22 protein-coding genes and 1 pseudogene are annotated in these 23,435 nt (G+C 74.0%); 11 read left to right on the forward strand and 12 right to left on the reverse strand.

Annotation, left to right across the window (positions count from 1 at the left end; all coding sequences use genetic code 11):
• Window positions 1-218 precede the first annotated feature (218 nt).
• Both IE145_RS26990 and IE145_RS26995 read left to right on the forward strand, forming a co-directional pair.
• A complete protein-coding gene (locus IE145_RS26990) occupies window positions 219-944 on the forward strand; it encodes a TetR family transcriptional regulator (protein ID WP_189528122.1) in 726 nt (241 codons plus the stop codon).
• A gap of 125 nt (window positions 945-1,069) precedes the next feature.
• Complete coding sequence (locus tag IE145_RS26995; protein WP_189528123.1) at window positions 1,070-1,438, forward strand: Zn-ribbon domain-containing OB-fold protein; 369 nt, start codon at window positions 1,070-1,072, stop codon at window positions 1,436-1,438.
• A 25-nt stretch (window positions 1,439-1,463) separates the two neighbouring features.
• Here the strand turns inward: IE145_RS26995 and IE145_RS27000 are convergent, their stop codons facing one another.
• Window positions 1,464-2,159 carry a type 1 glutamine amidotransferase domain-containing protein gene (locus IE145_RS27000; RefSeq protein ID WP_189528062.1) on the reverse strand — a complete coding sequence of 232 codons (696 nt, stop codon included), beginning with the start codon at window positions 2,157-2,159 and terminating at the stop codon, window positions 1,464-1,466.
• A 127-nt stretch (window positions 2,160-2,286) separates the two neighbouring features.
• Between IE145_RS27000 and IE145_RS27005 the strand changes: the two genes are divergently transcribed.
• From IE145_RS27005 to IE145_RS27030, 6 genes are all read left to right on the forward strand, one after another.
• The gene (locus tag IE145_RS27005; RefSeq protein ID WP_189528063.1) at window positions 2,287-3,252 is read left to right on the forward strand and encodes a LysR family transcriptional regulator; all 966 of its coding nucleotides are present in this window, start codon (window positions 2,287-2,289) and stop codon (window positions 3,250-3,252) included.
• 261 nt (window positions 3,253-3,513) lie between these two features.
• A complete protein-coding gene (locus tag IE145_RS27010) occupies window positions 3,514-4,359 on the forward strand; it encodes an inositol monophosphatase family protein (RefSeq protein WP_189528064.1) in 846 nt (281 codons plus the stop codon).
• A gap of 133 nt (window positions 4,360-4,492) precedes the next feature.
• Window positions 4,493-5,911, forward strand: a complete 1,419-nt coding sequence (locus IE145_RS27015; protein WP_189528065.1) for a phytoene desaturase family protein — start codon at window positions 4,493-4,495, stop codon at window positions 5,909-5,911.
• Between the two features lie 79 nt (window positions 5,912-5,990).
• Window positions 5,991-6,527 (forward strand): O-acetyl-ADP-ribose deacetylase, encoded by a 537-nt coding sequence (locus IE145_RS27020; RefSeq protein WP_189528066.1) that lies wholly within the window; start codon window positions 5,991-5,993, stop codon window positions 6,525-6,527.
• 113 nt (window positions 6,528-6,640) lie between these two features.
• Window positions 6,641-8,113, forward strand: a complete 1,473-nt coding sequence (locus tag IE145_RS27025) for an AlkA N-terminal domain-containing protein (protein WP_189528067.1) — start codon at window positions 6,641-6,643, stop codon at window positions 8,111-8,113.
• 12 nt (window positions 8,114-8,125) lie between these two features.
• Window positions 8,126-8,644 carry a methylated-DNA--[protein]-cysteine S-methyltransferase gene (locus IE145_RS27030; RefSeq protein WP_189528068.1) on the forward strand — a complete coding sequence of 173 codons (519 nt, stop codon included), beginning with the start codon at window positions 8,126-8,128 and terminating at the stop codon, window positions 8,642-8,644.
• Between the two features lie 104 nt (window positions 8,645-8,748).
• Here IE145_RS27030 and IE145_RS27035 read toward each other — a convergent pair whose 3' ends face one another.
• The gene (locus IE145_RS27035) at window positions 8,749-9,333 is read right to left on the reverse strand and encodes a TMEM165/GDT1 family protein (protein WP_189528069.1); all 585 of its coding nucleotides are present in this window, start codon (window positions 9,331-9,333) and stop codon (window positions 8,749-8,751) included.
• Window positions 9,334-9,707: 374 nt separating this feature from the next.
• Between IE145_RS27035 and IE145_RS27040 the strand changes: the two genes are divergently transcribed.
• Window positions 9,708-10,109, forward strand: coding sequence for a (2Fe-2S) ferredoxin domain-containing protein (locus IE145_RS27040; protein WP_189528070.1), 402 nt, complete (start codon window positions 9,708-9,710; stop codon window positions 10,107-10,109).
• A 30-nt stretch (window positions 10,110-10,139) separates the two neighbouring features.
• Here the strand turns inward: IE145_RS27040 and IE145_RS27045 are convergent, their stop codons facing one another.
• The 7 genes and pseudogenes from IE145_RS27045 to IE145_RS27075 all read right to left on the reverse strand — a co-directional run.
• A complete protein-coding gene (locus tag IE145_RS27045; RefSeq protein ID WP_189528071.1) occupies window positions 10,140-12,041 on the reverse strand; it encodes a helix-turn-helix domain-containing protein in 1,902 nt (633 codons plus the stop codon).
• Window positions 12,042-12,135: 94 nt separating this feature from the next.
• Window positions 12,136-13,524, reverse strand: coding sequence for an MFS transporter (locus IE145_RS27050; protein WP_189528072.1), 1,389 nt, complete (start codon window positions 13,522-13,524; stop codon window positions 12,136-12,138).
• Between the two features lie 160 nt (window positions 13,525-13,684).
• Entirely contained in the window at window positions 13,685-14,494 is an 810-nt protein-coding gene (locus tag IE145_RS27055) for an SAM-dependent methyltransferase (RefSeq protein WP_189528073.1), read from the reverse strand.
• A gap of 136 nt (window positions 14,495-14,630) precedes the next feature.
• Window positions 14,631-16,280, reverse strand: a complete 1,650-nt coding sequence (locus IE145_RS27060; protein WP_189528074.1) for a SpoIIE family protein phosphatase — start codon at window positions 16,278-16,280, stop codon at window positions 14,631-14,633.
• Between the two features lie 232 nt (window positions 16,281-16,512).
• A complete protein-coding gene (locus IE145_RS27065) occupies window positions 16,513-17,310 on the reverse strand; it encodes a 3-hydroxybutyrate dehydrogenase (protein ID WP_189528075.1) in 798 nt (265 codons plus the stop codon).
• Window positions 17,311-17,415: 105 nt separating this feature from the next.
• Window positions 17,416-18,882 carry a 3-hydroxybutyrate oligomer hydrolase family protein gene (locus tag IE145_RS27070; protein ID WP_268246825.1) on the reverse strand — a complete coding sequence of 489 codons (1,467 nt, stop codon included), beginning with the start codon at window positions 18,880-18,882 and terminating at the stop codon, window positions 17,416-17,418.
• A gap of 193 nt (window positions 18,883-19,075) precedes the next feature.
• Window positions 19,076-19,282, reverse strand: a pseudogene (locus IE145_RS27075) (succinyl-CoA--3-ketoacid-CoA transferase); the annotation flags it as partial.
• A 263-nt stretch (window positions 19,283-19,545) separates the two neighbouring features.
• Between IE145_RS27075 and IE145_RS27080 the strand changes: the two are divergent.
• Window positions 19,546-19,746, forward strand: coding sequence for a type II toxin-antitoxin system VapB family antitoxin (locus tag IE145_RS27080; protein WP_189528076.1), 201 nt, complete (start codon window positions 19,546-19,548; stop codon window positions 19,744-19,746).
• Between the two features lie 59 nt (window positions 19,747-19,805).
• On the opposite strand, the gene IE145_RS27085 is transcribed toward IE145_RS27080, so the two are convergent.
• Both IE145_RS27085 and IE145_RS27090 read right to left on the reverse strand, forming a co-directional pair.
• Entirely contained in the window at window positions 19,806-20,585 is a 780-nt protein-coding gene (locus tag IE145_RS27085; protein WP_189528077.1) for a hypothetical protein, read from the reverse strand.
• A gap of 172 nt (window positions 20,586-20,757) precedes the next feature.
• The gene (locus IE145_RS27090) at window positions 20,758-21,255 is read right to left on the reverse strand and encodes an NUDIX domain-containing protein (RefSeq protein ID WP_189528078.1); all 498 of its coding nucleotides are present in this window, start codon (window positions 21,253-21,255) and stop codon (window positions 20,758-20,760) included.
• Between the two features lie 139 nt (window positions 21,256-21,394).
• Here IE145_RS27090 and IE145_RS27095 point away from each other — a divergent pair, with 139 nt between their 5' ends.
• Window positions 21,395-22,513 (forward strand): glycerate kinase, encoded by a 1,119-nt coding sequence (locus IE145_RS27095; protein ID WP_189528125.1) that lies wholly within the window; start codon window positions 21,395-21,397, stop codon window positions 22,511-22,513.
• Between the two features lie 141 nt (window positions 22,514-22,654).
• Here the strand turns inward: IE145_RS27095 and IE145_RS27100 are convergent, their stop codons facing one another.
• Window positions 22,655-23,425: a PucR family transcriptional regulator gene (locus IE145_RS27100; RefSeq protein WP_189528079.1), complete on the reverse strand. Its 771-nt coding sequence runs from the start codon at window positions 23,423-23,425 to the stop codon at window positions 22,655-22,657.
• Window positions 23,426-23,435 lie beyond the last annotated feature (10 nt).

A 23,435-nucleotide genomic window follows, 5' to 3' on the forward strand; every position in this document is an offset into this window, starting at 1 on the left:
CGGTCGCGTCGGGCACGTACTTCACACAGACAACGATCCTCAAGCTCACGCCGGCTCTCCTGCCTACCTGGGTGTGGTCCCACCTGGGTGTCATTCGTACTGATGGAGAGAATATGGCACTCAGTACCCTCTGTAAAGGTACCCAGTGCCAAATCCCGCCCTCCGATGCTACGTTTCGCGGCATGAGCGAGGCGCGAGGACCCGAGAAGAAGGCACCCATGCGGGAGGTGCTGGCGCAGGCCGCCTTCCAGCTCTTTCTGGAGCGGGGCTTCGAGCGGACGACCGTGGACGACATCGTGGCGCGGGCCGGCGTGGGCCGGCGTTCGTTCTTCCGGTACTTCCCGTCGAAGGAGGACGCGGTCTTCCCGGACCACGAGCGCTGCCTGGCGGAGATGACCGAATTCCTGGCCGCCGCGGACGACGGCGATCCGGTCGGCGCGGTGTCCGACGCCGCGCGCATCGTGCTGCGGATGTACGCGGACAACCCCGAGTTCTCCGTGCAGCGCTATCGCCTCACCCGGGAGGTGCCGGGGCTGCGGACGTACGAGCTGTCCGTGGTGCGCCGCTACGAGCAGACCCTCGCCGGTCATCTGCGGAGCCGGTTCGGTGCGGACGGCGACGGGGCGTTGCGGGCCGAGGTGATCGCCGCGTCCGTGGTCGCCGCGCACAACAACGGGCTGCGGCTGTGGCTGCGTTCGGGCGGCGAGGGGGATCCCGAGGCGGCGGTCGACCATGCGCTCGCCCTGGTGCGCGAGGTGTGGGGGCGGCCCGCCGCCTCCGCCGCCCCGGCCGCCCCCGGGGCCTCTGCCGCCGTCCCGGCGGTTCCCCTCGCGGTCTCCGGTGGCGGTGACGGCGACGGTGAGGTGGTGGTGATGGTCGCGCGGAAGGGCACCCCGATGTGGCGCGTCGTGCAGCAGATCGAGTCGGCCGTCGGCGAGAACTGAGTATCGATGGGCACTCAGTGCCTTTACGGCCCGGCACTCAGTGCCATATGGTGCGGACGCGCCGGCAGTGCAGGTGCGGCGCGTCCGAGTCGAGCGCAGGGGGTCGAGCCGTGTCCCAGACAGGAATGGGTACCGTCCAGAAGGCGCACGAGGAGTGCGGCCTTGCCTACCACCGCTGCCGCTGGTGCGGCACCGCCTCCTTCCGGCGGCTGCTGTGCCCGGTGTGCGCGTCCAGCGAACTGGAGCCCGAACGCACCACCGGCGACGGCGTCATCGTCCGGACCGCCGTCATCCACCGCTACACCGAGGCGGCGCGCAACGAGTCCCTGGTGCGGTTCTCCGAGGGCTTCGTCTTCCGCTGCCGGGTCGTGGGGGCGGCCCCGCACCTGGTGACGGTCGGCGCACGCGTCCGGCCCGTCTCCGGGGACGAGCCGGAGACGGGCGAGGTGGTGCTGGAACTCTGCGATCCCCCCGCGCGGCAGGACTGGATCTGAACGGCCCCGGCCGCCGCGTGGGCGGTCAGCCGAGCCGGTCGACCAGTTCGGCGGCCAACGGGGCGGACGACGCGGGGTTCTGACCGGTGATCAGGTTGCGGTCGGTGATGACGAACGGCGCCCAGGGCTCACCCTCCTGGAACTCCGCGCCCGCCGCCACCAGCCGGTCCTGGAGCAGCCACTCGGCCTTCTCCGCGAGGCCCGCCTGGCTCTCCTCGGTGTTGGTGAAGCCGGTCAGCCGGTACCCGGCGAACGCGTTTGCGCCGTCGGGGCCGGTCGCGGCGAGCAGCGCCGCCGGACCGTGGCAGACCACACCCAGCGGCTTCCCCGAGGCCAGTGCGGCGGTGAGCAGCCGGCCGGAGGCCTCGTTCACCGCGAGGTCCTCCATCGGGCCGTGGCCGCCGGGGTAGAACACCGCGTCGTACGCGTCCAGGTCCACGTCCTCCAGCGCGACGGGCCGCCGCAGCTCCTCGAACGCGTCCAGCGCGGCCGCGACCCGGTCGGCGCCCTCCTGGCCGCCGTTGGCCTCGGGCGCCAGGCTGCCGCGGTCAACGGTCGGGACGACGCCGCCCGGGGTGGCGACGACCACCTCGTGGCCGGCGGCGGTGAGCGTCTCGTACGGGGTGACGGCCTCCTCGGCCCAGAAACCCGTGGGGTGCTTCGTGCCGTCCGCCAGGGTCCAGTGGTCCGCGCCGGTCACCACGAAAAGGATCTTTGCCATGTCGTACGTCTCCGTAGATCAGAGGGGTGTCGAGGGGTCGGGGTCGGGGTCGGTCGAGGGATCGGGAAGTGCTGACCTGTGCGACGGTAGGCGGGATTACCCATAGGTTTCCAATAGGCTGGCAGGTATGAGGAATAAGGATCCTGATGGGTTCGCGGGACTGGGCCGTCCGGCGGACGCGCCACCCGGTCCGGCCGATCTGAATCTCCTGCGGACCTTTCTCGCCGTGCACCGCTCGGGGTCCTTCACCGCCGCCGCCCGGTTGCTCGGCCTCTCCCAGCCGACCGTCACCGCCCAGATACGCACCCTGGAGCGGCAGGTGGGCCGGGAGCTGTTCGAGCGGCTGCCGCGCGGGGTCGCCCCCTCGCCGTACGCGGACGAGCTGGCGGCCCGCGTCGTCGCCCCGCTGGACGCCCTCGCCGAGGTCGCGGGCGACACGGTTCCGGCCGGTCAGCGCCCGGCCGACCCCGTCCACCTGGCGGGCCCCGCCGAGCTGATGTGCCTGCGAGTGCTGCCCGCGCTGGCCCCGCTCGTCGCGGACGGGCTGCTGCTGCGCGCCGCGACCGGGCTCACCGATCCGCTCCTGGACGAGCTGCGGGCCGGCCGTCACGACCTGGTCATCGCCACCACCCGGCCGCGCGGCCGGGCGTTTTCGGCGGTGCCCCTGATGGACGAGGAGTTCGTGCTGACGGCCGCCCCGCACTGGGCCGCCCGCACCGGGGGGCCGGAGAACCTCGCCGCCCGGGGGCCGGCCGCGCTGCACGGCCTGCCCCTGGTCACGTACGCCGAGGACCTGCCCATCGCCCGCCGCTACTGGCGGCACGTCTTCGGCCGCCGCCTCGACTGCCGGGCCGCCGTCACCGTGCCCGACCTGCGCGGGGTGCTCGCCGCCGTGGTGGCGGGGGCGGGCTTCTCGGTGCTGCCGCGCTACCTCTGCGCGGCCGAACTGGCCTCGGGTGCCCTCGTCGAGCTGTACGTCCCCGAGGACCCGCCGATCAACACCGCGTACCTCGTGCAGCGCCCCGGTTCCGCCGTCAACCCCCAGGTGGCGCGGGTGCGCGACCTGCTGACCGAGGCCGCCCGCGCGTGGTGAGCGACCGGTCGGCCACGGTGGGGAGGGCATGCGGCAGGACGGTCGTCAGCGTTCCCGCGGCGACCCCGGACCCCAGGACACCGAGGTACGCGAGAGTGCCGCCGGGGAGGAACCGGGCGCGTCGGCCCGGGAGCCGAGGGCCGGCGCGGGAGCGGAGGAGCCCCGAGGCGCAGGACCCCTGTGAGCGCGGCGACACCTCCGCACAGGCTCCGTCCTCAAGCGCCTGACCGGCTCGATGTGCGGCCATGATTGGGTGGGGCCATGATCGATGACTTTCTCCACGGAGCCGCCGGGGACACCGGACCGCTGGCCGAGGTCGAGGCCGCCGTGCGCGCCGCCGCCGCTGCCGAGATCGTGCCCCGCCACCGGAAGCTCGCCGCCCACGAGATCATCGAGAAGAGCGGCCCGCACGACCTGGTCACCGCCGCCGACCGGCTGGCCGAGGAACACCTCACCGCCGCCCTCACCAAGCTGCTGCCCGGCTCGGTCGTCGTCGGCGAGGAATCCGTCCACGCGGACCCGGCGGTCTACGACGCCCTCGGCGGCGACGCACCCGTCTGGATCGTCGACCCGGTCGACGGCACCCGCCAGTTCGTCCGCGGCGAGGCCGGCTTCTGCACGCTGGTCGCCCTCGCCCAGCACGGCGAGATCCACGCCTCCTGGACGTACGCCCCGGTCCTCGGCGAGATGGCCGTCGCCGTGCGCGGCCGGGGCGCCACTCTCAACGGCGCCCCGATACGCGCCGGAGCCCCCGCCCCCGGCGCCGTCCTCAACGTGGCGATGTCGCACCCCGACTACACCACCGACGCCCAGAAGCGGGCCCTGCTCGGCCTGCGCACCGAAGGCATCGCGCCCCGGCCCTGCGGCTCGGCGGGCCTGGAGTACCTCGCGGTGGCGCGCGGGGACCTCGACGGCATCGCGTTCAACTGGGAGTACGCCTGGGACCACGCGGCCGGACTGCTCTTGGTCACCGAGGCGGGCGGCGCGCAGTCGACCCTGGCGGGCGTCCCGTTCCGGATCGCGGGCGGCAACGCCCTGCCGTTCACGGCGGCCCGCGACGAGGCCACCGCCGAACGGATCCTGACGGCGCTGCGGGCGGGCGGCTGACCGGAACGGGCGGCCGGGGCCGCCCGTGGACCGGCCCGAGCCGCACGCGGATCCGCGGGGGGTCCGCGTCCGCGCTGTCGGTGGGGCCGCATACCCTGGGGGTCCGACTGCCGGCCGACGAAGGAGTCCCCAGGTGCCGTCGATGCTCGATGCGGTCGTGGTGGGCGCCGGGCCCAACGGACTGACCGCCGCGGCCGAACTGGCCCGCCGGGGCTGCTCCGTGGAGGTCCACGAGGCGCACGACACCATCGGTGGCGGAGCCCGCACCGAGGAGCTGACCCTCCCCGGGTTCCGGCACGACCCGTGTTCCGCCGTGCACCCCCTCGGGATCGGCTCGCCCGCGTTCCGGGCGATGCCCCTGGCCCGGCACGGCCTGGAATGGCTGCACCCCGAGGTCGACCTCGCCCACCCCTTCCTCGACGGCACCGCCGCCGCCCTCACCCGCTCCGTCGGTGAGAGCGCCATGACCCTGGGGGCCGCCGACGCCGGCGCCTACCGCCGCCTCATGGCCCCCTTCGTCGGCCGCTGGGACACCCTGGCCGCCGACTTCCTGCGCACCCCCTGGGAGAGCCTGCCCCGCGACCCGTACCGGCTGGCCCGCTTCGGTCTGCTCGGCCTCCAGCCCGCCACCTGGGTCTCCCGGCGCTTCCAGGGCGAGAAGGCCCGCGGCCTCTTCGCCGGGCTCGCCGCCCACGCCATAGCGCCCACCAGCGGCTTCGCCACCTCGGCCGTCGCCCTCGTCTTCGCGCTCGCCGCCCACGAGAACGGCTGGCCGGTGCCGCGCGGCGGCTCCCAGGCCATCTCCGACGCCCTCGCCTCCCTGCTCCGGGCACACGGCGGCACGATCCGCACCGGCAGCGAGGTCAAGCGGCTGGACGAACTGCCGCCCGCCCGCGCCTACGTCTTCGACACCTCGCCCTCCGCCCTCGCCCGCATCGCCGGACTCGGCAGCGCCTACCACCGCTACCGGTACGGCGCCTCCGCCTTCAAGATCGACTACGCGCTGTCCGGCCCCGTCCCCTGGACCGCGCCCGAGGCCCGCCGCGCGGGCACCGTCCACATCGGCCCCACCGCCACCGCCATCGACACCGCGCTGAAGGCCGCGGTCGAGGGCCGCGATCCCAGCGCCCCCTTCCTCATCACCGCCCAGCCCTCCCTGACCGACCCCTCACGGGCCCCCGAAGGACGCCACGTCTTCTGGGCGTACGGACATGTCCCGGCGGGCTGGGAGGGCGACGCCACCGACGTCATCGAGCGCCAACTGGAGCGCTTCGCCCCCGGGTTCCGCGATCTGGTCCTCGCCCGCGCCGTCGCCGGACCGCCCGAACTCGCCGCGCGCAACGCGAATTACATCGGCGGCGACATCGCCTGCGGGGCCTTCGCCGGCCTCCAGACCCTGATCCGCCCCAAGCTGGCCCGCGTCCCGTACGCCACCGCGCACCCCGCCGTGTTCCTCTGCTCCTCGGCCACCCCGCCCGGACCGGGGGTGCACGGCATGTCCGGTCACCACGCCGCCAAGGCCGTATGGCGGCGACTGCGGGCGGGATCCTGAAGCGGCCACCCGGCCGCGGCGGGTGCCGGACCATGCGGACCGGGCGGCGAAGGGCCCCGGCGCGCGGCATGATGTCCGCATGAGCACCTCTGTCTCTCCCGCCGTACGTCTGGTCCGCGGCGACATCACCGATCAGTCCGTCGACGTCATCGTCAACGCGGCGAACTCCTCGCTGCTCGGCGGTGGCGGAGTCGACGGCGCCATCCACCGGCGCGGCGGCCCCGACATCCTCGCCGCCTGCCGTGAACTGCGCGCCTCGCGGTACGGAAAGGGCCTGCCCACCGGACAGGCCGTCGCCACCACCGCCGGACGCCTCGACGCGCAGTGGATCGTGCACACGGTCGGCCCGGTCTTCTCCGGAGCCGAGGACCGGTCCGCCCTGCTCGCCTCCTGCTATCGCGAATCCCTGCGTCTGGCCGCCGAGTTGGGCGCCAAGTCGATCGCGTTCCCGGCGATCTCCACCGGTATCTACGGCTGGCCGATGGACGACGGGGCCCGGATCGCGGTGCGTACGGTCCTGGCGGAGACCGTGGAGCCGGTCGAGGAGGTGCGCTTCGTGCTCTTCGACGCGCACGCGTACGTGGAGTTCGAGGAAGTCCTCGCGATGCGCGGCTGAGCGCGCGCACACCCGGGGGACACCCGGTGGTCGTATGGCTGTTGGATTTCCGCGTGACCTCCATGTCGGATTTCCGCCAGCCAAGCCCCTGACCGGTGAACCATCCTGGAACCATGCACACCGACACCGAGCGCTGCGTGCGGGCCGTCCAGTCCAAGGACGCCCGCTTCGACGGCTGGTTCTTCACCGCGGTCCTCACCACCCGGATCTACTGCCGCCCCAGCTGCCCCGTCGTGCCGCCCAAGACCCGCAACATGACCTTCTACCCGAGCGCCGCCGCCTGCCAGCAGGCAGGCTTCCGGGCCTGCAAGCGGTGCCGCCCCGACACCAGCCCCGGCTCCCCGGAGTGGAACGCCCGCGCCGACGCCGTCGCCCGCGCCATGCGCCTCATCCAGGACGGGGTCGTCGACCGCGAGGGCGTGCCCGGGCTCGCGGCCCGGCTCGGCTACTCCGCCCGCCAGATCGAACGCCAGTTGCTGGCCGAGCTGGGCGCCGGACCGCTGGCCCTGGCCCGCGCCCAGCGGGCCCAGACCGCCCGCCTGCTCATCGAGACGACCGAACTCCCCATGGCCCAGGTGGCGTTCGCCGCCGGCTTCTCCTCGATCCGCACCTTCAACGAGACGGTCCGCGAGGTCTTCGCCCTGGCCCCCGGCGATCTGCGCACCCGCGCCGCCCGGGGCCCGCGCACCACCGCCGCACCCGGCGTCATCGCGCTGCGCCTGCCCTACCGGGCCCCGCTCAACCCCAGCAATCTCTTCGGCCACCTGGCCGCGACCGCGGTCCCCGGCGTCGAGGAGTGGCGCGACGGCGCGTACCGGCGCACGCTGACCCTCCCGTACGGGCACGGCGTCGTCGCCCTGAGCCCGAAACCCGACCACATCGCCTGCCGGCTCTCCCTCACCGACCCCCGCGACCTCACGCGGGCCATCAGCCGCTGCCGCTGGCTCCTCGACCTGGACGCGGATCCGGTCGCCGTCGACGCACAGCTGCGCACCGACCCGCTGCTGGCCCCGCTGGTCGACGCGGGCCCCGGCCGCCGGGTGCCGCGCACCGTGGACGGCGCGGAGTTCGCCGTACGCGCGGTGCTCGGCCAGCAGGTCTCCACCGCCGCCGCCCGCACCCACGCGGCCCGGCTCGTCACCGCCCACGGCGTCCCGGTCGACGACCCCGAGGGCGGGCTCACCCACCTGTTCCCGACCCCCGACGCGCTGGCCGGTCTCGACCCGGAGACCCTCGCGCTGCCGCGTACCCGCCGCACCACCCTCACCACGCTCGTCGCCGCCCTCGCGGAGGGCCGGCTGCGGCTCGACACCGACACCGACCGCGAACGGGCCCGCGCCGAACTGGCCGCGCTGCCCGGCTTCGGCCCCTGGACCGTCGAGTCCATCGCCATGCGGTCCCTCGGCGACCCCGACGCCTTCCTCCCCACCGACCTCGGTATCCGCCGCGCGGCCGAACGGCTCGGCCTGCGGGCCACCCCCGCGGCCCTCACCGCACGGGCCGCCGACTGGCGCCCCTGGCGGGCGTACGCCGTGCAGTACCTGTGGACGGTGGACGACCACCCCATCAACCACCTGCCCGCCTGAAGGAGGCCCCTCATGACCCCCGTAGCCCCGACCAAGCAGCACACCGTCGTCGACAGCCCTTACGGCTCGCTGACGCTCGTCGCCACCGACGGCGTCCTGTCGGCCCTCTACATGACCGACCAGCGCCACCGCCCGCCCGAGGAGACCTTCGGGGTACCGGACCCGGAGCCCTTCGGCGAGGTGATCCGGCAGCTCGGCGAGTACTTCGCCGGCGACCGCACCGTCTTCGACCTCCCGCTGAACCTGGCGGGCACCCCGTTCCAGCGGAGCGTCTGGGCGGAACTGCTGAAGATCCCGTACGGCGAGACCCGGACGTACGGCGAACTGGCCGAGGAACTCGGCAAACCGGGCGCCTCGCGGGCCGTCGGCCTGGCCAACGGCAAGAACCCGGTCGGGATCATCGTCCCGTGCCACCGCGTGATCGGAGCCTCCGGGAGCCTCACCGGATACGGCGGCGGCCTGGACCGCAAACAGCGGCTCCTCGCCTTCGAGAGCGGCGGTACGGGGGAGGAGACACCGGCCCTGTTCTGAAACGCGGGCGGGGACGCACCGAAGACCGGGCGCGGGGGCACACCGATAACCGCGGGCGGGGGCGTACCGGAACCGGCACGCCCCCGCCCCGCCGCGCGCCGGCCTCAGCCGGTGAAGATCTCCACGGCCGTCCAGACGGCGAGGCCCAGCATGCAGAGTCCGCCGATGCGCTGCACGGTCTTCAGCGGTACGCGCTTCGCGATGAACTTGCCCGCCAGCAGCGCCAGGGCCGACACCGACATCAGGGCGGCGGCCGAACCGATCGCGGTGGACCAGGTGCCGTTGCTCGCCGCGAGGTTGGCGGTGGTGATCTGTGTCAGATCGCCCCACTCGCTGATGAAGACGGCCATGAACGCGGTCGAGTAGACCGGCCAGAAACCGGTCACCGTCCTCACCTCGGTCTCGTCATCGTCGTCCCCGCCGCTGCCGCGCAGCAGGAGGAACGCGCCGAGCGCGAAGAGCGAGGCCGAGACGAGCTTGACGATCCAGTCGGGCAGCAGCCCGATGAGGCTGCCCGCACCGACGGCGATGGCGACGTGCACGATGAAGGCGGACGACGTGCCGAACCACACGTAGAGCGGGCGCATCCGCGTGCCCATGGCCAACGACGCGAACATCGTCTTGTCGGGGAGCTCCGCGAGGAAGATCAGGCCGAAGGCGGTGAGGATCGCCAGGAGGTCGAGATGCATTCCGGGTGGCTTTCTGTGCGAGCCGGGCCCCGGATCTTCGCGAAGCGCCGCTCGGGCTTTTCGGAGGACCACTCGGCCCGGCATGACGGCAGCGCCCACAGGGCGTGGACGTGTCATACAGGACCGAAGGTCTCGCCCGCCCGCGGAACCCTCCCGGAATCCACGAGCCCGGCCACCGGGAACCCGTGGGCTCCAGTGTGTCGACGACCGGTTTGCGGGGCTACTCCCCTTCGCAGCCGTCCACGATACCGCACCCGGCCCGAGAGGGTGCTGGTGTTCGAACGGCGGACGCCTCGGTAGAGTCGTGGTGATCACCCGGACCGACGGTGGTCCTCACCTGACATCGCCCCCTCTCCGTGACGGGAAGTGCCCCGATGAGCCGCCGCCGCAAGGACGTGCCCGCCCAGGGCCCCGGCCGCCCCACCGTCAGCGTCTGCCGGGGCTGCTGCTGCGGCACCGGGAAGATCCCGGGCGTCGACCACGCGGGCCAGCTGGCCCGGCTGCGCTCCGGTCTGGAGGGCGCCGCCACCGTACGGGCGGTCGAGTGCCTCGACGCCTGCGAGCAGGGCAACGTGATCGTCGTGCAGCCCTCGGCCGAGGGGCGCGGGGCCGGGGGCCGGCCGGTCTGGCTGGGCCTGGTCAACGACGAGCACGCCGAGCAGGACATCGTGACCTGGGCGGCGGCAGGCGGCCCGGGGCTCGCGGACGCGCCGGACATCCTCGACCTGTACGTCTTCAAGCCCTCGCGCCGGGTCTCGGCGGGCCTGGACGGCTGAGAGCCCTCCCGGCCGAAGGGAAGCCGCCCCTCACAGGCCCCGGGTCAGCCGGTGCAGCCGCAGGGCCAGTTGGATCTCCAGCGTCCGGGCGGGCGAGCTCCAGTCCGGGCCCAGGAGCCGGCCGACGCGCTCCAGCCGCTGCACCACCGTGTTCACATGCACGTGGAGCAGCGACTTGGTCCGGGTCAGGCTCGCGCCCTCGGCGAAATAGGCGTCCAGCGTCGTGACGAGATCGGTGCCGCGCCGGCTGTCGTAGTCGAGCACGGGCCCCAGCGTCCGCCGGACATAGCCGCCCAGGTCCGCCTGATCGCCCAGCAGTACGCCGATGAATCCCAGGTCCGCGACGGCCGCGCCGCTCCCGGTGCGGCCCAGGGCGCGCAGCGCGGAGAGGCAGCGGTCGGCCTCGCGGTGCGCGTCGGGCAGTTCGGCCGGACCTGTGGCCGGGCCTGCCGCGCCGACCGTGACGGGGAAGCCGACCGCCTGGCCCAGCTCGGCGGCGAGCGTCTGCGCGGCCGGCCCCGGAGCGTCCGACGGCGCGACCAGGACCACGTGGTCGTGGTGGAGCCCGGCCAGCCCGTCGAGCGCCTGCGCGCTGCGGGCGGACGCGGCCAGCAGCCGGTGGCGGGGGGCCACCTCGCTGTGGGCGACGAACACACTGTGCCGACGGTTCAGGTCGACGCCGAGCCGGCGGGCGCGCGCGGCCAGCGTCCCCGGGTCGCCGGTGCGCGCGAGCAGATCGCCGAGCAGCTCACCCCGGACCCGGTCCTCCGTCTCGGCGACCGAGCGGCGCAGCAGCATGAGCAGCGCGGTGACGACGCCGGCCCGCTCGAACAGCAGCCGGTCGGCGTCCGCCAGCCCGGCCCGGCCGGTCAGCGCGATGGAGCCGAGCAGCTCGGGCCCCGCGAGGACCGCGCAGACCCACGTGCCGTCCAGCGGCACCGCCCGCCCCCGGGCCCGGGAGGCCGACACCGCCGGGATCGGCTGCGGCAGCGGGTCGGCGCGGGCCCGTGCCAGCTCGGCGCCGTCCGCGTCATGGATGAGGATCCCGCCGCCCAGGATGTCCGCGAGCGCCGCCGCCACGTCGTCGGCCCCGCCGCCCTGGAGCACCAGGTCGGTGAGTTGGTCGTGCGCCTCCTCCGCGCGGCGCATCGCCTCGCTGTGCGTCCGGATGGTCTCCGACGCGGCGTTCAGGTCGACCAGCGCCGCCCGGGTCTCCTCCAGCAGCCGGGCCCCGTCGATGGCGATCGCGGCGTGGTCGGCCAGCGACGACAGCAGCGCCACCTCGGTCGCGGTGAACTCGCGGGGCGACCGGTCGGCCGCGTACAGCACGCCGATGATGCGGGCCCCGAGGCGCAGCGGTACCCCGAGGATCGCCCGCAGGCCCTCGTCCAGGACCGCGCTGTCGATGGTGGTGGTGTGGTGGAACCGGGTGTCGGCCTGGTAGTCCCCGGTCGCGTACGGGCGGGCCGTCTGGGCCACCAGTCCGCCCAGCCCCTCGCCCATGCCGAGCCGCACGCGCTGGAACGCCTCGGCCACCGACCCGTCGGTGACCCGCATGTACGTGTCGCCCGCGGCGTCGTCGTTGAGCGAGAGGTAGGCGACGTCGGTGCCGAGCAGCAGCCTCGCCCGGTGGACGATGGCCCGCAGCACGGCGTCCAGGTCCCGCAGGGCCGCCAGGTCGCTGGCCGTGTCGAACAGGGCGGTGAGCTGGGCCTCGCGCACCCGGTGCTGACCGAGCGTGCGCCGGATGCGCAGCGCCACGGCGGCGGCCTCGGCGATCTCGGCCAGCTCGGCATCGGAGGCGCCGGCCTGCCGGGCGTCGGCGGCCGGCCGGTCGAACTCCTCGGCCGCCGCGCCCTGCGCCAGCAGGTCGAGGAGCCGGCGCAGGGCGGGCGCGGAGTGCTGGGCGGGGCGTGTCACGCCGGTGAGCATACGGTGATCGCCTCCCGGAGAGGTGAGGGCCGGGCAACGGACGAGCTCTCCCGCGCCCCGTGGGAGCGGTGCGGCGCGCGGGGGAGCGGGGGCATCAGCGGCCGAGGGGCACCGAGTCCTTGACGGTCGCGGTCCGCTGGGCCGGGACGGACTGGTCCCGGCCGTCCCGGGTGAGGTCGCGGCCGCGGGTCTCCTTGGCCACCCAGACCGTCACAGCGGTGACCAGGGAGGCGAAGCAGAGGTAGACGGAGATCGGGACGGACGACTCGTAGTCCTTGAGCAGTTCGACCGCGATCAGCGGGGCGAGGGCGCCGCCGATGATCGAGGCGAGCTGGGAGCCCATCGAGGCGCCGGAGTAGCGGACCTTCGTGTCGAACAGCTCCGAGATGAACGCCGCCTGCGGACCGTACATCGCGCCGTGCAGCAGCAGGCCGAGGGTGACCGCGAGGACGATGACGGGGAACGACCTGGTGTCCAGGAGCGCGAAGAAGCCGAACGCCCAGGCCGCCATGCCGAGAGCGCCGATCAGGGTGACCGGGCGGCGGCCCAGCCGGTCCGAGAGGGCACCCCACAGAGGGATGGTGACGAAGTGCACCGCGGAGCCGATCAGGACGGCGTTCAGGGCGTCGCTCTTGGACATGTCCAGGTGCACGGTCACGTAGACGAGCAGGAAGGCGGTGAGGATGTAGTACGAGATGTTCTCGCCGAAGCGTGTGCCGATCGCGAGGAGCACCTCGCGCCAGCTCTTGCGGAACACCTCGACGACCGGGGGCTGTTCCTTCTTCCCCTGCGCGGCCGCCTCGGCCGACTTGCGCTGCGCCTCCAGGAAGACCGGGGACTCCTCGACCGAGATCCGGATCCACAGGCCGATCATGACGAGGACGCCGGACAGCAGGAACGGGACGCGCCAGCCCCAGGCGAGGAACGCCTCGTCGGACTGGACGGCCGCGAGCAGCGCCAGGACGCCGGTCGCCAGCAGATTGCCGCCGGGCGCACCGGACTGCGGCCAGGAGGCCCAGAAGCCGCGCCGTTCGTCGCCGCCGTGCTCGGAGACGAGCAGCACCGCGCCGCCCCACTCACCGCCCAGCGCGAAGCCCTGCACCAGGCGCAGGAGGGTCAGCAGGATCGGCGCCCACACCCCGATGCTCGCGTGGGTGGGCAGCAGACCCATGGCGAAGGTGGCGCCGCCCATCATGAGCAGGCTGAGCACGAGCAGCTTCTTGCGGCCGATCTTGTCGCCGTAGTGGCCGAAGACGATGCCGCCGAGCGGCCGGGCGGCGAACCCGACCGCGTACGTCAGGAACGCCAGCAGCGTGCCGACCAGTGGATCGCTGCTGGGGAAGAAGAGCGAGTTGAACACGAGCGCGGCGGCCGAGCCGTAGAGGAAGAAGTCGTACCACTCGATGGTGGTGCCGACGAGGCTGGCCGCGACGATGCGCCTGATGGATCCTGCGGGTTTCGGGGAGGGAGTTACGGCGACCATGTGCACCACTTCCAGGCGTGTGCGGGGACGATTCGGTGTCGCCATACCGTAGAAACACGCAGTTCAGAGGCGTATATGGTGGAGCACCATAGTTAGGGGCGCGAGAGTGAGTGCGTCCACCATGGCGAGGTGGCCGCGACCCCTGCGGGACCCGCCGGCGTCAGGGCTTTCGGGCGACCGCTCCGTACATGGCGATGTCCCGGCCGTCGATGCCGTCCTGCTCCGGGCCGGGGTGCCACCTGTGCACCTGGGTGATCCCCGGCTCCACCGGCTCCAGGCCCTCGAAGAACGAGGCGGCGGTGGGCAGGTCGCGCAGGACGAAGGGCATGCCCTGCTGCCGGTACTCCTCAGCCACCCGGTTGACCTCCTCCGGCGCGAAGTCCGCCGTGCCGATGGTCATCGCGAGAAAACTTCCCGGGGGCAGCGGGTCCAGCAGGCGCCGGACCAGCCGCTGGTCGTCCGGCGGCTCGATGAAGTGCATGATGCCGATGACCATGAGACCGACGGGCCGGTCCAGGTCGATGAGTTCGCGGAACTCGGGGCTGCCCAGGATGGTGTCCGGGTCGTGCATGTTCGCGTCCACGTAGGCGGTCGCGCCTTCGGGGGAACTCTGCAGGAGGGCGCGGGCGTGCGCGAGGACGATGGGGTCGTTGTCGACGTAGACCACATGCGATCGCGGCGCCACCTCCTGCACGACCTCGTGCAGATTCGGGGAGGTGGGCAGACCGGTCCCGATGTCCAGGAACTGCCGGATGCCGCGTTCCTCCGCGAGGAAGCGGGCGGCGCGGTGCATGAACCGGCGGTTCTCCATCATGTGGACGGGAAGGGCGGGCCAGTGCCGGCACATGGCGTCGCCCGCCTCGATGTCCGCGGGGTAGTGGTCCTTGCCACCCAGGATGTAGTCGTACACCCGGGCGGAGTGGGCGCGGGAGGTCACGAGACCGGCCGTGGGGTCGTGCGGCGCGTTCATGCGGAGCTTCTTTCGTCCGAGGACGGCTTGGCGAACGGCTTCGGGGGCTGCTTCGAGTACGGCTTCGAGTACGGCTTCGTCGAGGGTAGGGAGGCGCTCTCCCGGCCGCAAACGGTGCTGCCGTCCTCCCCGGCGCTCATCCCTCCGGCTCCGCCCGCAGGGCGATGACGGCGATGTCGTCCCGGCGGTGGTGCGGCGGGGGCAGCAGACCACGGATCAGGGACGGCAGCGCCAGGCCCCGGCGGGCCAGCGCGTCGGAGCGTTCGCGCAGGCGGCGGAGGTTGTCGGCGATGTCCGTGTCCGGTGTCTCCACCAGACCGTCGGTGTAGCACACCAGGGTGTCGCCCTGCCGCAGGGCCGCGTGGAGCGTGGTGCGGGTCAGGCGGTCGACGACGCACAGCGGCGGGTCCGGGGCCGTGAGGCCGTGCAGGAAGCGTGCCGGTGCGTCGGCCGGGATCAGCAGGGGTGGCGGGTGCCCGGCGTTGGACAGGGCCATCCGCCAGCCGCCGTGTTCCCTCCGCCGCAGGATCGCGTGCACCACCGTGACCATCGACGGGCTGTCGAGCGCCTGGACGACCCGGTCGAGCCGGCTCAGCGTCTTCGCCGGGCTGGCGGCCGGACCACGGTCGTACGCGAGTCCCCGCAGGATGCTGTTGACCCGTCCCATCGCCGTGGCCGCGTCGAGGTCGTGCCCCGCGATGTCGCCGATGGACAGGGCGAGCGAGTCGGCCGAGAGCCGGACGGCGTCGTACCAGTCACCGCCGACCTCCGCGGCCGAGTCCGCCGGGTGGTAGAGCGCGGCGATGGCGAGCCCCTCGACGGACGGCGGCGGGGCCAGGAAGGACTGCTGGAGCGCGAGCGCCGTGCCGCGGATGCTCTGCAGCTCCATCGTCCGGCGCAGCGGGCCGCTCATCTGCTGGAACACGTCCCTCAGCAGGGAGAGGTCCGCCTCGTCCGGCGGCGGGTTGCCCCGGCAGGTCGCGATGGTCGCCAGCGCGACGGTCCGGCCGTCCACCACCACGGGCAGCAGGGCGACGCCGGTCGCCCCGGCCTCGCGCAGCCACCGTACGGAGACGTCGGAGAGGCCCTCACCGGTCGGCCCGCCGGGCGGGAAGACCAGCAGCCGCGCCTCCTGGGCGTCGATGGCCCGCCGGGCGATCGGCCCGAGCAGGAAGTCGGCGTCCAGCGGGGGAAGGGCGGGCAGCCCGGGGGCGAGCCCCACCCGCTCCGGCAGCGCCGCGGCCGATGCGCCGGACAGGTCCCCGAGGGCCTGGGCGCCGTCCCGTACGCGGAAGACGGCCACGGCGTCGGCGAGTTCGGGCACCACGGCCGCCGCCGTCGTCAGGAAGGCCTCCGAGAGGTCGTGGGCCGCGGGCACCGCCGCCATCCTGGCCAGCAGCTTCTCCCGCATCCGGCTGCGCCAGTGCTCCTCCGCGTCGGTGGCGGTGCCGACCCACTCGACCTCCCCGTCGCCCTCGACGACGGGCGCGGCGACGATCTTGATGTGGCGGAAGCGGTCGAGGTCGCCGTCGAGCCGCACCCGGACGATCGTGTCGAGGGGGGACCGCTGCCGGGTGGCCCCGCGCCAGGCCCGCTGGAACCAGTCCCGGTCCTTGGGGTGCACGGCGTCCATCCACGAGGCGCCGGCATCGGGGTGCCAGAGCTTTTCGGCGATGCCGCCTCCCGCCAACAGGGTGACCTCGCCGTCGGGCGACATCACCCACACGGACTGCGGCACGGCGCCCATGAGCGCCTGGTACCGCCTGAGGAGACGTTCCTCGTTCACGGCCGTGCCCGCCGCCGCCCGGCCGGCGAGCCCACGGACCCGGCCGGTGGCACAGCACGTCCACCCGTCGCTGCCCGCCTCGGCCCGGCCGGGGCCAGGGGATCATCGCCGCTCATACTCCGATGATCCCCCGCATCGGGGGCCCCGGCACCCCTGCGCGCCGCCGAGGGCGCCCGGCCCGTCCGGCCCACCGGCGCCGGGCGGGGGAACCCGCCGGGTCCGCCCGGCCTCCTCAGCGGGCGCCCCAGCCCCCGTCCACCGGGAGCGAGGCGCCGGTGATGTATCCGGTGTGGGGGCCGCAGAGCCAGAGGCAGACCGCGGCGACCTCGGCGGGCTCGATCAGCCGCTTGATCGCGGAGCGCTCCAGGAGGATGCCGGAGACGACCTCCTCCGCAGGGATCCCGTGCGCGGCGGCCTGGTCCGCGATCTGCCCCTCCACCAGGGGGGTGCGGACATAGCCGGGGTTGACGCAGTTGCTGGTCACCCCGTGCGGGGCGCCTTCCAGAGCGGCCACTTTGCTCAGCCCCTCCAGGCCGTGCTTGGCGGCCACGTAGGCGGACTTGAAGGCGCTGGCCCGCAGCCCGTGCATGCTGGAGACGTTGACGATCCGGCCCCACCCACCGGCGTACATGTGCGGAAGGCACTGCCGCATCAGCAGGAACGGGGCGGTCACCATCACCTGCTGGATCAGCGCGAAGCGGGCCGGCGGGAACTCCTCGATGGGGGAGACGTGCTGGAGCCCGGCGTTGTTGACCAGGACGTCCACCCCGGCCGGCAGCGTCCCGACCGCCTCCGCGTCGGCCAGGTCCACGACGTGGGCCACCCCGCCGATCGCGGCGGCGACGGACGTGGCGTTCTCCGCCTCCCGGTCCACCACGTGCACCAGGGCCCCGGCGGCGGCGAGCGCCTCGGCGGTGGCCCGCCCGATGCCGCTGCCGCCGCCGGTGACGAGGGCGGTACGTCCCCTGAGGTCCACGGCCCCGGCGCCCGGCGCCGAGGAGGCGGAGGCTGCGTGAAATTGACTCGTCATGGCCGGAACGCTAGAGACGCCCGGCCGCACATCCCATGGCGTGAATCTCCACAGTGGGCGCGGCGGAGGTGGTGGGCACCGCCACCCGCTCCGGCCCCCGCTCCGCTACCCGTCGAGCGGGCACCGGGCGAGCCGCTCGGCCGGCGTGGCCTCCGCCGGCAGCTTCAGGGTGCGGCTCGACGGCGGACGCCGCCCGTCGTTCAGCCAGCGTTCCAGTGCCGCGGCCGCCGAGCGGTGGCACGGCACGAGCGGACGCAGTCGGCCGGGAAAGGCGTCGACGAGCGAGTCCACATGCGTACCGCCCTCGACGCGGTAGTAGCGGTGCAGCGCGCCCCGGCCCTCCTTCCGCACCATCCGCGCGTACGTGTCCGAGGTCCGGGAGATCGGGAGCAGCACGTCCAGGGTGCCGTGGAAGCTGATCAGGGGTTTCCCGATCCGGCCGGTCAGCGCGATCCTCGCGACCGCGTCGCGGACCTCGCCCGGCCGCTCCTCGTACGCGTAGTCGGCGTCGCAGGCGGGGGTGCCGGGGGCGCAGAAGGGCGTGCCGGCCTCGGTCGCACCGTCGAAACCGGGGTCGAGTTCCTCCCGGTAGATCCGCTGGGTCAGGTCCCAGTAGTACCGGTGGTGGTACGGCCACAGGAACTCCGAACCGGCCGGGTATCCGGCACCGGTCATGGTCCGGTGGGCGTCCTCGGCGCCGGCGCCCCCGGCCGCGTAGCGCGGGTAGGCGCGCAGGGCGGGCGGCAGGAAGGTGAGCAGGTTCGGTCCCTCCGCCCGCCAGAGCGCCCCCTCCCAGTCCACCCCGCCGTCGTACAGCCACGGACGGTTCTCCAGCTGCCAGCGCACCAGATAGCCGCCGTTGGACATGCCCATCGCCACGGTGCGGGAGGGAGGCCGCAGATAGCGCTGGGCGACCACCAGCCGGGCCGCGCGGGTGAGCTGGGTGAACCGGGTGTTCCACTCGGCGACGGCATCACCGGGGGCCCGGCCGTCGCGGTGGAACGCGGCCGAGGTGTTGCCCTTGTCCGTGGCGGCGAACGCGTAACCCCGGTCGAGCGCCCAGTCCCCGAAGGCCCGGTCATTGGCGTACTGCTCGCGTACCCCCGGTGAACCGGCCACCACCAGGCCGCCGTTCCAGCGGTCGGGGAGCCGGATGACGAACTGGGAGTCGTGGTTCCAGCCGTGGTTGGTGTTGCCGGTCGACGTGTCGGGGAAGTACCCGTCGATCTGGATCCCCGGCACGCCGCTGGGGGTGGCCAGGCCCTCCGGGGTGAGCCCCGCCCAGTCGGCCGGGTCGGTGTGGCCGGAGGCCACCGTCCCGGCAGTCGTCAACTCCTCCAGGCAGTCGGCCTGTTGCCGGGCGGCCCCGGGGACGCGAAGGGTGTCCTGGCGCGCGCAGTGCCCGGGACGCCCGGTGTCCGGCCCCGGAGGGGCCGCGGCGGACGGGGCCGCCGTCCAGGCCGTCAGTACGGCTGCCGCGAGGGCGGCCCCGCGCAGCCACCGGCGGCGGGCGGTGCCACGCCGTGGTCCGGCGCGCCGGGGTGTCGGTGCTTCCGTGGGCGGGGTCGGCATGAGAAGTGCCTCCGTCGGTCGGGTGATGTGCGGGCAGCCGGGGTGCGGTCACCGTAGGAAGCGGACGCGAGGCCGGGTAATGGCGATGCCCTCCACAACCGGCCCGGGAGCCGGGGGCCACGACCTGTTGCCGGGAGCACGCCCGCCTGCTATCGGGACGTGTCGGGGTGCTCCCGGCCAACGGCCCTACGGCTCAGGCCACTTGGGCCGTCGTCCGCAGGTCGTGCGCCACGGTCGGCTCCGCCCCGGTCGCGGCCCGCACCTGATCGGCCGTCACCCCGGGGGCTGCCTCCCGCAACAGAAGGCCTGCGGGGGTGACGTCCAGCACCGCGAGATCGGTGATGATCCGGTGCACGACGTCCCATCCGGTCAGCGGCGGGGCGCACGCCGCGAGGAGCTTGTGGCGGACGGTCAGGCGCTCACGCGCTTCTCGGCGCGGGGGTCGTGCGATCAGCCCCGCCCGCAGCAGGAGCCCCAGGCCCCCGTCGTCCACCCCGCAGTTGTTGACGGGACCAGGAATCCGCGGCGTCCCCCGGCGATGGTGGACGGCCACACATCGGGGCCCGCCCCGATGGTGGCGACGGCGACCCGGAACCCGGTACGAGAACGGTGATCTTCGGGGAACCGGGCCCCGGTCGGAACGCGCCGGGGTAAGGTCCGCGCATGGCCAAGGTGACCGTCAGTCTGGATGCCGAACTCGTCGTCGAAGTGATGGTCCTCGCGGGGGTGGGGAACCCGCAGGACGCCGTCGAACTCGTGGTGCGCGACTACATCGCGCGCGGACACCGCACCGAGGCTCTCGTCGCCGAGCGGGAGGGCGCGGAGCGTGAGGTGGAGATCAAACCGGAGGCGCAGCAGGGCTGACCGCCGCGGGACGGGACCGCCCCCGCGCCCACCGGGGCGGGGGCGGCCTCGCGTGCGGCCTACCGTACGGCGACGTGGTCCCCGCTCGACGACCTCGCGCCGGAGGTGGTGTTGCCGTGGTACGTCCACCGCCAGGTGCCCGGCACGGTCGCCTTCACCGTGGTCCTGAGAGCCCCCGACTTCCCCGACGTGGCCTTCTTGACCGTCTTGTACGAGGAGGACCCGGTGGCCTTGAACTGCAGGCTCACCGAGCGGCCCGCGTACCCCTGGTAGGTGTGGGTGTCCCAGTTCGCCCGGGTGATCTTGCCGGTCACGGTGATCGTCCTGCCCTTCGTGACCGGCTCGGGCGAGGCGTTGACCGTGAGCCGGGTGGCCCGCTGGACCCACACCGTGAGGTTCTCGTCGTCGATGTCGTAGGCGTCGCCCGCGAGGCGGACCCGGGCGGCGGTCTTCCAGGCCCCGGCGTCCTCGTTCCCGAAGTCGATGTGGCGGGGGTCGATGTACAGCCGCTGCTCGAAGTCGCAGACGCCCTTCGCCTTGTTCACCACCTTGCAGTCACTGCCTTCGATGGCGTTCCACAGCTCGTCCCCGTAGCCGGGCCTGCCGCGGTAGGGGAACACCGTCGGGCCGTAGTCGTACTTCAGCCTGGTGGTCATCCGGAAGGTCCCGGGCACCGCGACCTCCTCCTTCACCCCGACCACGATCGGCTTCCCGCCGTTCATCGTGACCCGGCTGAAGGCGACCCCGCCCTCCGCCGCCCCGGCCGGCACGGCCGCCACCCCGATGAACACGGCCACGGCCCCACCGGCCACCACCGCTCTCCCGATCGTCTTCTTCACGTGCGATCCGTCCCTCTCCCCTGCGCAGCCGGGGCCGGGCACGTGGGTGCGCCGGCCTGAGGCGCTTCCTCACGGCTGATCAGGAGACCGGGGGCAGGGGTGCGCGGTTGTACGTCGGGCGGCAACGATTCGATCACCGACGGCCGGCCCGTCCTGCGGCAGGGGGAAGCCCTCAGGCGACCGGCTCGCCGTCCTCCAGCTCCACCGGCCCGCCGCCGGACGCCAGCGCCGCCAGAGCTGCCCGCACCCGGCCGCCGAGGGTGCCCAGCAGGTAGTCGTCCAGGTCGGCGGGGGCCACCAGCCGCCACGACAGCAGCTCCTCCTCCTGGAGCCGGATCGCCGCCAACTGCTCGGCGGTGAGCACCCCGCCGTCGTACAGGTACGCCACGATCGGCGGGCGGCCGGGACCCCGCACCCAGTCCACGGCGAGCAGCCGCCCCGGGGCCACGTCGAGGCCGATCTCCTCCGCCGTCTCGCGCCGGGCGCCCTGCCGGGGGCCTTCGCCCGTCTCCGACTCGACGGTGCCGCCGGGCAGCGCCCAGCCCTTGCGGTAGTTCGGCTCGACGAGCAGGATCCGCCCGTCCGCGTCGCGGAAGAGCGAGGCGGCACCGGCGAGGACCCGGGGGAGCCCGGCGATGTACGTGGTGTAGTCGGCATCGGGAGTCGTCACGGCCGCCAGCGTAGTGGCCGGAGTACGGACCGCTCGGCCGTGGACGGCCATGGGCAGATCAGGGGTCGTGCGGATAGGGTCGGGGCGGCGCGACTGCCTGTTCGAAAGCAAGGGATGCAAGGTGACGGACGGAGCAGATGTGGAGACCGCCCACGTGCTCGTGGCGGCTGACAAGTTCAAGGGCTCGCTCACGGCCGTACAGGTCGCGGAGCGGGTGACGGCCGGGCTGCGGCGCGTCGTCCCCGGCCTGGCGGTGGAGACCCTGCCGGTCGCGGACGGCGGCGACGGCACGGTCGCGGCGGCGGTGGCCGCCGGATTCGAGCGCCGCGAGGCGCGGGTGACCGGCCCTCTCGGCGACCCGGTGACGGCGGCGTACGCGCTGCGCGGGGACACCGCCGTGGTGGAGATGGCCGAGGCATCGGGCCTCCAGCACCTGCCCGACGGGGTGTTCGCCCCGCTCACGGCCACCACGTACGGCTCGGGCGAGCTGCTGAGGGCCGCCCTGGAGGCGGGGGCGACGACGATCGTGTTCGGGGTCGGCGGCAGCGCCACCACCGACGGCGGTGCGGGCATGCTCGCCGCCCTCGGCGCCCGCTTCCTGGACGCGGAGGGCAAGCCCGTCGGCCCCGGTGGCAGCCCGCTCGCCGAGCTGGCCGAGGCCGACCTGTCCGGACTCGACCCGCGTCTGAAGGACGTCGACCTGATCCTGGCCAGCGACGTGGACAACCCGCTGACCGGGCCCAAGGGAGCGCCCGAGGTGTACGGGCGGCAGAAGGGTGCGAGCGAGGAGGACATCGCGGTCCTCGACGCGGCCCTCACGCACTACGCCTCGATCCTCGGCCCCGACACCGCCGCGCTGCCCGGCGCGGGCGCGGCCGGAGGCATCGGCTACGGGGCGCTGGTCGCCCTCGGCGCCCGCTTCCGCCCCGGCATCGAGGTCATGCTCGACGTCCTCGGCTTCGCGCCCGCGCTCGCCCGCGCCACGCTGGTGGTCACGGGCGAGGGCTCGCTCGACGAGCAGACCCTCCACGGCAAGGCCCCCGCCGGGGTCGCCGCCGCCGCCCGCGCGGCCGGGACCGAGGTCGTCGCGGTCTGCGGCCGCCTCGCCCTGCCCCCGGAAGCCCTGGAGAAGGCGGGCATCCGCCGCGCCTACGCCCTGGCCGAACTGGAACCGGACCCGGCGGTCTCGATGGCCCAGGCGGGCCCGCTGCTGGAACGGGCGGCGGAGTCGATCGCCCGGGACTTCCTGGCGGGCTGAGGACCGCAGACCGGCTGTCGTCGGCCCCGCCCCGTGGCGGCCTCCGTTCACGGCGGGACCGACGACAGCCGTCACGGCGGGGCGATGACAGCCGTCACGGCGGGGCGATGACAGCCGTCACGGCGGGACTGACGACAGCCGTCACGGCGGGGCCGACGACAACCGCAGCACATCCAGTGCCAGCACCAGGTCCACCAGTTCGCGCGGCCGGGACAGCGAGCGCGCGGTCAGGCGTTCCAGTCGCCGCAGCCGGTTGAACACCGTGTTGCGATGGCACCCCAGCCGGGCCGCCGCCCGCCCCACCGAACCCCCGCACTCCAGCCACGCCTCCAGCGTCTCCACCAGCAAGGACCGCTCCGCCGGCACGAGCGTCAGCAGCGGGCCGAACACCTCCGCCAGCAATCGGGTGGACAGCTCCGGACGGCTCACCAGCAGGGCCGCCGGAAGCCGCTCGTCCAGCCGGACGATCTCCCGGCTGCCCGGCTCGCACGTCAGCAGCGCCGTACCCGCCAGCCGCCGCGCCGCGCCCAGCTCCGCCAGGGAGCCCACCGCAGGACTCACACCCCCGGGACCGGCGCCCAGCTCCCTGAGCCGCGCCGCCGCCCGCGCCGGGCCCGCCGGGCCCAACAGCACTACCGCGACCTCCCGGGCCCCGCCCCGGCCCTCCGCCCCGCCCCGGCCCTCCGCCTCGCCCGGGGAACCTTCGCCCCCGCCCCACCACCAGCGCGCGCCGTCCGCGTCCGGGCCCTCGGCCACCGCCGCGTCCGGCACCGGCGTGCCCAGCACCACCACGGCGTAACGCCCCCGCTCCGGCAGCCCGAGGCCGCGCGCCGCGCGCGTCACCAGGTCCGGCGTGGCCCCGCCCGCCAACAGCGGGCCGAGCAGCGCCCCGTACCGCGTTCCACGCCGCATCCGCCGCTCC

The sequence above is a fragment of the Streptomyces sindenensis genome (genome assembly GCF_014649035.1).
In the GTDB taxonomy this organism is placed as follows: Bacteria; Actinomycetota; Actinomycetes; order Streptomycetales; family Streptomycetaceae; genus Streptomyces; species Streptomyces sindenensis.